Source organism: Pirellulales bacterium (genome assembly GCA_033762255.1).
Taxonomy (GTDB): Bacteria; Planctomycetota; Planctomycetia; order Pirellulales; family JALHPA01; genus JANRLT01.
Map to the genome: position 1 here is coordinate 96,276 of JANRLT010000051.1, position 9,118 is coordinate 105,393.

Annotated in this window: 6 protein-coding genes; 5 read left to right on the forward strand and 1 reads right to left on the reverse strand. The window is 56.5% G+C overall.

What is annotated here, in order from left to right; genetic code table 11:
• Nucleotides 1-344: 344 nt before the first annotated feature.
• The 4 genes from SFX18_14940 to SFX18_14955 all read left to right on the forward strand — a co-directional run bounded on the left by SFX18_14940 (nucleotide 345) and on the right by SFX18_14955 (nucleotide 5,111).
• Nucleotides 345-1,139: an SDR family oxidoreductase gene (locus SFX18_14940; GenBank protein MDX1964446.1), complete on the forward strand. Its 795-nt coding sequence runs from the start codon at nucleotides 345-347 to the stop codon at nucleotides 1,137-1,139.
• A gap of 62 nt (nucleotides 1,140-1,201) precedes the next feature.
• Entirely contained in the window at nucleotides 1,202-1,795 is a 594-nt protein-coding gene (locus tag SFX18_14945) for a hypothetical protein (GenBank protein ID MDX1964447.1), read from the forward strand.
• Between the two features lie 129 nt (nucleotides 1,796-1,924).
• On the forward strand, nucleotides 1,925-2,920 hold the full coding sequence (locus SFX18_14950) for an NADPH:quinone reductase (GenBank protein MDX1964448.1): 996 nt from the start codon (nucleotides 1,925-1,927) through the stop codon (nucleotides 2,918-2,920).
• Between the two features lie 187 nt (nucleotides 2,921-3,107).
• Nucleotides 3,108-5,111 carry a PhoX family phosphatase gene (locus SFX18_14955; GenBank protein MDX1964449.1) on the forward strand — a complete coding sequence of 668 codons (2,004 nt, stop codon included), beginning with the start codon at nucleotides 3,108-3,110 and terminating at the stop codon, nucleotides 5,109-5,111.
• Nucleotides 5,112-5,194: 83 nt separating this feature from the next.
• Here the strand turns inward: SFX18_14955 and SFX18_14960 are convergent, their stop codons facing one another.
• Nucleotides 5,195-7,000, reverse strand: a complete 1,806-nt coding sequence (locus SFX18_14960; protein MDX1964450.1) for an acyltransferase family protein — start codon at nucleotides 6,998-7,000, stop codon at nucleotides 5,195-5,197.
• A gap of 450 nt (nucleotides 7,001-7,450) precedes the next feature.
• Here SFX18_14960 and SFX18_14965 point away from each other — a divergent pair.
• Nucleotides 7,451-9,118 (forward strand): hypothetical protein (locus SFX18_14965; GenBank protein ID MDX1964451.1); only part of this gene is annotated, 1,668 nt, incomplete at its 3' end.

A 9,118-nucleotide genomic window follows, 5' to 3' on the forward strand; every position in this document is an offset into this window, starting at 1 on the left:
GACAACTTGACGCGTCGGGCAATTTTGCTCCAACTAAATAAGGCAACACCCCGCGCCGACTGATCCAGCAGTTTCGACGGGCGGAATTTTTTGTCTGGCGGTTACCGAACTGTCCATTAACGGATGGCGGCGGGGCGGCTCCAGGATTCAACATCGCTGGGGGGGTGATCGGTGGAGTACCGCGGGCGCAGCGCGCAGCGACCGCCAGTTGGGCGGCGGAAACGGGGCGTGTCTAAAAAAATCCCTTGTTTCCCCGCATGTCCAGCGATAGCATACTAGGTAGTTACCACCCGCCGGATAGACGGAGTGGATGTTCCTTATTTTTTATATTAGGGCGGATTACCGTGGTCGCATTACCGTTAACGGGTCAGGCGGCGTTTGTTTCGGGAGCCAGCAAAGGCATTGGCCGGGCGATCGCCATTGCCTTGGCGGCGGCCGGCGCGGATGTGGCGGTCAATTATTACTCTTCCGCCGAAGCGGCCGGAGAGGTAGTCGGCCAAATCCAGGCCCTGGGACGCAAGTCCCTGTTATTAAGGGGAGATGTCGCGGACCAGAACGTCGTCGAATCGATGATCGCCGACACCGTGGCCGCCTTTGGCAAGCTGGACCACATGGTTACCAACGCCGTCTATAGCGACCGCGAGCCCTTTTACACAGCCGACATGGCCGGTTTTAAGCGCACCATCGATGTCACCATGTGGGGTGCCTTTTATCTGACCCGCGGCGCGGCCAATCAATTTATTCGCCAGGGAAACGGGGGCTCGATCGTGCTGGTCAGCTCTCCCCATGCGTATATCCCCGTCCCCAACGCAATGGCTTATAATATGTCCAAAGCCGCGCTCGACCACATGGCCCGCACCGCTGCCATCGAGCTGATCGACCATAAAATCCGCGTAAATATCATCCATCCCGGCTGGATAGACACCCCCGGCGAACGAAAATTCAAAACCGAAGAGGACATTGCCAAACACGCCGTCATGCTCCCCTGGGGCCGCATGGGCACACCGGAGGAAATTGCCCGTGGCGTCGTTTTTATGTGCGATCCCGCCAGTGAATACATCACCGGGGCAAAATTGCTGATCGATGGCGGCAACACACTTCCCTGGTGGGCCAAGGGGGGAATGGCGATTCCAAATTAAAAATCTTTTGACCCTGCTGGCCTCCAATTGCTAATTTTACTTTTTATGCGAATTTCCCCTCTATGAGCTATTTGGTCCCCTGTCCCCGTTGCCAGTCTAAACAAGTCGTTGATCTGGGCATGGCCGGCAACACTGTCCGCTGTGCCTGCGGGGCAGAGGTGGCCATTCCGCAAATGCGCCAGCTCAAAGGTTACCCCCAAGTCGAAACCAGCACCGAAACTCTCCCTCCGCTGTGGACTTGGAAGCAAGCAATTACCACACTGGGCATTTTAATTATGATCGGGGGATTATCCTACGCGGGGGTGTTTATCGCCAATCGCTGGCAATCCAGCCAGGAACAAAGCCACACCTTTTGGAACGCCAACATGGAAAAAATGACCCACATGCAAGTCTACAGCATGTGGATTTCCGCACTGCAGGATGGCATCCAAGGTCCCGCCCCGCAACGGATCAACGAACGTCGCCAGTTTGAGCAAAATGTCCAGCTCTTGCGCAACAAACAAAAAATGCAATATCAACTCCAATTGTGGGAGTATGTGGGCCTGGGAATTGCGGCAATCGGCTTGGGGATTGCTATTTTTCCTTGGATTCTGCCCGCTGGCTCCCCCGCGCGATCCCGGCCATCGGGCAAACACCAGCGAACTACCCGACGCTAAGGGAGCCTATTTTGACTTCGCCCCTTACGCTGGATGGGCATTAACGCCAACTTAAAATTAGATTACTTTTTTACTTCCGTCATAAGCCAACTCCATTACAATTTTTCGGGGCATACTCGCCAAAATGATATGAAAGCCGCCTATATCACCCAAACCGGTCCCGCCTCTGAAATTATTTATGGCGAACTTCCCACACCAGAGCCGACCGGCACACAAGTCCGGGTCCGCACTGTCGCCGTCGCGGTCAATCCCGTGGACACCTATATCCGCGCCGGGGCCATCGCCATGCCCCTCAGCTTTCCCTTTATCGTAGGTTGCGATGTCGCCGGGGTGGTGGAGTCCGTTGGTCCACAGGCCAGTCGCTTCCGTCCGGGGCAGCGCGTATGGGGATCAAATCAAGGCTTATTGGGCAGACAAGGAACTTTTGCCGAATATGTCGTCACTGATGAACATTGGCTCTACCCCCTGCCGGAGGCCGTCGCGGAGGAAGATGCAGCCGCGATCGCCCTCGTGGGAATCACCGCCCATTTGGGCCTAGTGCGGGACGCCAAACTTCAGCCCGGGGAAACAATTTTTGTGAATGGGGGGTCGGGGGGAGTCGGTTCGACGGTGGTGCAAATCGCCAAAATCCTGGGGGCGCGGGTTATTACCACGGTCGGCAGCGAGGCCAAAAAAGACCTTGCCCGTCAATTGGGGGCGGATGTGGCCATCAACTACAAGACCGAGGATGTCGATGCCGCAGTGGCCGCCGCCGCCCCCGAGGGTGTCAACGTGTTTTGGGAAACGCTTCGCGAACCAAATTTTGAGCGGGCGGTGCCGCTGCTCGCCGAACGGGGACGTTACATCTTGATGGCGGGCAGAGAAGCCCGGCCCGTTTTTCCCGTGGGGCCATTTTATGTCAAAGGCTGCTCCCTGCACGGTTTTGTCATGTTCAAAGCCACCCCCGCCGAACAACGCGCCTGCGCCGAAGACATCAACCGCTGGCTGGATGCTAAACAACTACGCGCATTCATTGGTGCCCGGTTTCCACTTTCACAAACCGCCGCCGCCCACAAACTTCAAGAAGACAACACGCTATTAAAGTCCGGCACGCTGAGTGGCAAAATCGTACTGACGCCGGATTAATTTCTTTGGATTTGCTGCACTTTGCCAATCTCTTCTTAAAAAAAGTTCATGAGAATTTAATTAAGGGGAACGGGTATCTCCCCGCCCCTACCGATCCGCGTTAAAATAGAGTTCTGAGTGGATTTTGATCCGAGCCAGCTTGCCTGTGGCTTCGTATTAAGTTTTTTAACGCACTTCTGCGAGGGGAATGATGCAGCCTGACCATGACGTGGTGATATCCGCAAATCTGGAACAAAACGACCTGCGTATTAATCCTTCTCCGCAGCCCGATTTTCAAGAAATCTTGGCCGCCCGTTATGCCCGCCGGGATTGGCTGAAATCCACCCTGGCCACGGGCCTAGGCTTGGCATCCGCCACCGCGGCGACCACCTCGACACCGACCCGCGCCGCTGATTCATCAGGGGAATCCACTCTTAAATTTACCGAGGTTTCCCACGGAATCGACCAAACCACCCACGCGCCACCAGGTTATTTGACCCAAGTGGTGATTAAGTGGGGGGATCCGATTTTGCCCAACACCCCCCCGTTTGACCCGGCAAAGTTGACCGTGGCGGGGCAGTTGGGACAGTTTGGCTATAACAATGATTTCTTGGCGTTCATGCCTTTGCCCGCGGGGTCGGGCAATAGTACGCGGGGCCTGCTGTGCGCGAATCACGAATACACGGTGCCGTATCTGATGTTTTCCGGGTACGCGGACAAAATGGACGCGGCTAAACGCCTAACAGCGGATCAAGTCGCCATCGAGCAAGCGGCTCATGGGCATAGCGTCGTGGAAATTCAGCGGCAAAACGGCGTCTGGCGCATCAACACCGCCAGCCCTTATAATCGCCGACTCACTGCCACGACCGAAATGCTGCTTAGCGGACCCGCGGCGGGGAATGTCCGTTTACAAACCCATGCCGATCCCACGGGGACGCGGGTTCTAGGCACCCTCAACAATTGCGCCGGCGGAGTGACTCCGTGGGGAACGGTCCTGACCTGCGAGGAAAATTTTGATTCTTATTTTGGGGGTAAACTGGCTGATTGCGGCGATGAGGAAATCATCGCCCGGGAAAAACTGGCCCAACTGCGGATTGGGATCAAGGGAGAGACAGATTTTGCCTGGTCGCGATTTCACGACCGCTTTTGCCTGGATAAGGAACCTCGCGAACCAAATCGGTTTGGTTGGGTGGTGGAATACGATCCCTACAATCCCGCCAGCGTGCCGATCAAGCGGACCGCCCTGGGACGGTGCAAGCACGAAGGGTGCACCGTGGTGGTCTCGCACGATGGGCATGTGGTTGCTTATACCGGAGACGACTCGCGCGGGGAATATCTGTACCGCTTTGTTACCAAGGAAAAATACAATCCCGCGGACCCCGCCGCCAATCAGCATTTATTGGACGAAGGGACGCTTTCAGTCGCAAAATTGACAGCGGATGGCAAGTTGCGCTGGCTGCCGCTGGTGCATGGAAGCGGTTCGCTTACCGCCGACAATGGGTTTGATTCGCAGGCGGACGTGCTTATCAATGCCCGCCTAGCTGGGGACGCCGTCGGCGCTACGCCGCTGGATCGGCCCGAGGACATCGAGATCCATTCTCCCACGGGGCGGGTTTTTGTCATGTTGACCAATAACGCCAGCCGGACGTTAGCGGGGGTAGCCAATCCGCGCGTGAAAAATGTCCATGGCCATATTTTGGAATTACATCCCCCCACGGCGGAGGGGGGGTTTAACCATACGGCGGATGAATATGCCTGGGATTTATTTTTATTGGCGGGGGATCCAGGCAATCCCGAACATGGCGCAAAGTATCACCCGGATGTTTCGGCCAATGGCTGGCTGAGCTGCCCGGATAATTGCGCGATCGACCCCCAGGGGCGACTGTGGATTTCAACCGATGGCGCGCCTTACACCGCTAAAATGGCCGATGGCATCTATGCGACGGACATTACCGGACCTGGCCGCGCGCTGACGCGGATGTTCTTTCGCGCTCCGACCGGGGCGGAATTGACCGGGACCTGCTTTACGCCGGACGGCAACACGCTGTTTGTGTCTGTCCAACATCCCGGCGACGAGGAATCCCCCCAACGGATGGCCCGCTCCACCTTTGACGAACCCAGCACCCGCTGGCCCGACTTTGACCCCGCCATTCCCCCCCGGCCCAGCGTGGTGGCCATCTGCAAAGAAGGTAATGGCATGATCGGGAATTAACGCCCTTGCCGTCCGAGCGCGTGGGCAAAATCAGTCGGTCAGTTACTATGTGACGTTACCTAGCCAAGTGCTAGTTGGCTAATTTAACTTTGGCCAACAGGCCTTGTCTGTGCCAGGATGGGTGGGGTATTCTCCGCGCGCTGGAGCGTCGACTTGCGGGGACCATTGAGTAGCCAACCCAACCAGGTGGGACGCACCAAAAAATGGTAACTCGCCAGTAAACTGCCCGTTGTCACCAGGCAGACAAAAGTAAACTTAACAAATGCGGGTAATTCCCAATCCCGCACCCAGGCCTGTAATAAGATCACCAGCGGCAGATGCGCCAGATACAACCAATAAGCGGAATCAGACAAATAGCGGACTAGGAAATTTTCGCGACTTAAGCAATACCGCGAAAAGCCGATGCAGCCGCACGTCATCAGCCAGGCGTAGGCAACCTGGAAAATCCCGGAAAGCCAGGTTTGCCCCAGTGTCAATAGTCCCAAGGGGAGCAACAACACCAACGCTAATGGCAATGTCAGCCACCACCACCGACCCAATTGGCCGGAATAATCCGCGGCGTTGTAATAACAGGCGCCAAACAGAAAAAAGATGCCGTAATAGGCCAAGAGATGTGGCTGGGGGATCAAACCCACCGAGGTATCGGGACCAAAGCCGGGACCAAAGGTGCCCATCAACAGTTGCGGCGCCATCGTCAGCGGAATCAACCAAATGTATCGTAGCGGGGACACGATCCAGCTTGGAGGCAAACCTGGCACCCCCGCGGCCCGCTTTAACAATCGGCCAATCACAAAGACCGGCACCAACCAGCACAAAAACCACAGAAACCACAGATGATCAAAGACCGGCGTCAGGATCAAATGCCAGGCTTCCCCGTCCCACCCCCAGCGCGTTAATAAGGTTTCCGTCATTAAAAATCGGTTATAGCGTTCCCGCCATTGATCCACGTCAAACGGGCCTATTCTTTGTGCCGCGGCTAGCTGGTTCTGCAGCGGGGTATGCCTGGCCAAGAGGGTCACGCTTAAATCCCGACCCGCGCGGACATGCGCTTGTTCGCGCAGGGGAATGCGCAGCATCCCGGCGATGAATTTTGTTGTTTCCCAATCGGCCTTGGCCGAATCAGCCGGTCGATCCGCGCGGCCACCGCGCGCCAAAGGATCCGCTCCCGCGTGGATCAAGATTTCCGCAACTTCGGGATACCCTAAAAAAGCCGCTGAATGCAACGCCCGATAACCGCCACGGTCGGCCGCATTGACATCGGCGCCATGCTGGATCAATTCCCGCACGGCGATCGGGTCTCCTTGCATGACCGCCCAACTTAATGACGGGATCCCAAATTCGGCGTCGGCGGCGTTGGGATCCGCTCCCCCGCCCAAGAGCTGACGCAATTGTTGGTGATCCCCCGCTTTGACGGCTTCGATTAAGGGCAACCGGGGGTAGTCTTTCGCGGACCTCCGGGCATTTTGGCGGGCAACCATATCGCGGCTGGTAATCGTGGCCCAGTCCATGATCGGCAAGATCGTGACCACCCCCAACAGACAGGGGATCAGGACGCGAACAAAACGCTGCCGCAAAAGTTCGGTCATCCCCCTTTTTTGCCAGAGCAACATCGTGAAATAGCCGCTCAGCATGATGAACAACGGCATGCGAAAGCCATGTATGGCGCTAAAGAGCCAACCATAAAACTCGTGGGTCTGCAGATCCTGGACGATCCAGGGCCCCCCCGAAAAAGAGAGAGCGGCGTGCAGGATAATTCCCAGAAACATCGCGCTGGCGCGCAGGGCGTCCAAATAATGTTGACGCGCGCTCCGGTTGATGATTTCCGCGTTTGCCACCTTGGTCCCCAAGTTACCCATATCAACTAATCCCGGCAAATTTTCCTGCGCCAATATACGCTCCAGGAGAGTCGCTTTCAATAAAGCCCGCCATGACGGACGGTACAGTTTCTAACAGGCGGATTAGCTCCAGGCACCCCGACAAGGTGGGGATACTCAAGATAATGTCCGACTTGCCTTTGTGAACGATGGGGCCGTTAGCGGCGAACCCGCCGTGAATTAGCCGTAATTTGCGTAAGACAGAGCCATTATTTATACTGGGAGGAGGGCTTAAATGACGCGTCTCCGCTCCATCCCTGGTTTGCCGGTGTGAGGCAAGCCATGCGCCGTAATCGGCAAAAATTATCTTTGCCCATTCCCCAGGCGCCTTCCTCAATAAAAACTCCGTTATTATCCCCTTTTGCCCATCAACGAGTTTAGCGGCGACCTGGATCAATCGATCCCAAAAAGTATCAATATTTAGCCCGGGAACACCCTTCGAAACGACAACAGGATTTCAACTTCATGTCCCGCCTGAAAAAAAACCGCTGGCAAGCGCGCGTGCTGATGAGTCTGGGACTTTTCGCGCTTTGCGACAGTGATAACCGGTTATCCGCCGCGGACTTGCTGGTCAGTGATAACTTTGGCAGCCAAGTCTTGCTGTATGACGCCGCCACCGGCGCGGCACGGGGGATTTTGATTCCCACCGCCTCGGGCGGCCTAAGCGGAGCCACCGGCATGCAAATTCGCAATGGCGATTTGTGGGTGGCCAGTCAGTATAGTAATCAGATTTTACGCTTTGATCTGGCAACCGGAGCCTTTAAAAGCAGTTTTGCCAGCGGCGGTTTGCTAAACGGTCCCTCCGATCTCAAATTTGGCCCGGATGGATTATTGTATGTCGGCAATTTTAATAATGGCCAAATCCTGCGTTACAACCCCGACACCGGCGCGGCGTTGGGGCAATTCAACCAAGCTTCCTCCCTGAGTGGCGTGTCATACCTCAACTGGGGGCCGGATGGGCAGCTTTACGCCAGTAGTTTTAATACAAATGAAGTCCTCAAATTTAATGCCGCCAGCGGAATATTTAGTGGCATCGCGGCCAGCGGCGCGGGGTTGAATTCCCCTAGCGGGTTTCACTTTCGTAATGGCGAACTGTACGTCAATAGCACGCTCAGCCATCAAGTGCTGCGCTATAATCCCTTGACGGGGGCCAGCCTGGGAACCTATATCACATTTCCCACGACCAACGCCTTTCCCTCGGATATCAATTTTAATGGTCCGGGGGGTACCGTTTTGGCGGCTTTATTGGGCGAGGCTTCCATCGTCAGCATTACCGATAATGGCGCGACCGGCACGTTTAGCGGAACATTTGCCAGCGGCCAGGGGTTGCAGACGCCGTCGCAAATCCTGATTGCCGAGCGGCCGAATTTGTGGCAAGGCCCTAGCGGCGGAAATTGGTCCGTTGCGGCCAATTGGCGGCAGGGGATTGTCCCCAACAACGCCACCGCCATTGCCAAGTTTGTGGATGGCGCGGGTAGCCCCGCCACGCTGGACGCTAGCCACAGCGTCAATCAACTGGTGTTTGACGCCTCTTCCAGCTACACACTCAGCGGCCCCGCTGCCAATATTCTGAGCCTGACCGGCGCGAACCCTCTGATTAGCACCTCGGGGAGCGGCCTACAGTCGATCCGCACCTCGCTCAATTTAGGAAATAACACCACGATCTCGGTCGGTGGTATCTCGCTGATTTTCGCCCTATCTAAAATTGCTACTAGCACTGTAGGGTCCGGCGTTACGGTCAACGTCGCCAGCAATCGCAACCTGACCTTGGCGGGCGTGACTAGTCCCCTGGGGAGCGCGGCGGGTAATCGAGCCGCGATCAATCTGCTTGGCCCCACCAGCACGTTACTGGTCTCGGCCGGGAATCATCATGTCGGTCATGTCGCCGGTCCCGGCGCTGGGGCCGGAACGGCGCTGGGCAGCACCACGATCGGCGGCGAATTATCGCTGACCGTCAGCGGCCTGCGACAAAACCGGCTTAACTTAAACGCGGGTTCCGCCACCACGCCGACACGCTTGACTACTCGCACGGATGGCGGTGCCATTGGCCTGATCGTGCTGGATAACACGCTTACAAACCAAGGGACCGGCACCCCCGCGCTCAGCCTGATGAATGACGCGCAAATCGATCTG

Bases quoted from the DNA above. Each gene is read 5' to 3' on its own strand.
- SFX18_14955 (MDX1964449.1), top strand. From the start codon at position 3,108: ATGATGCAGCCTGACCATGACGTGGTGATATCCGCAAATCTGGAACAA.
- SFX18_14945 (MDX1964447.1), top strand. From the start codon at position 1,202: ATGAGCTATTTGGTCCCCTGTCCCCGTTGCCAGTCTAAACAAGTCGTT.
- SFX18_14950 (MDX1964448.1), top strand. From the start codon at position 1,925: ATGAAAGCCGCCTATATCACCCAAACCGGTCCCGCCTCTGAAATTATT.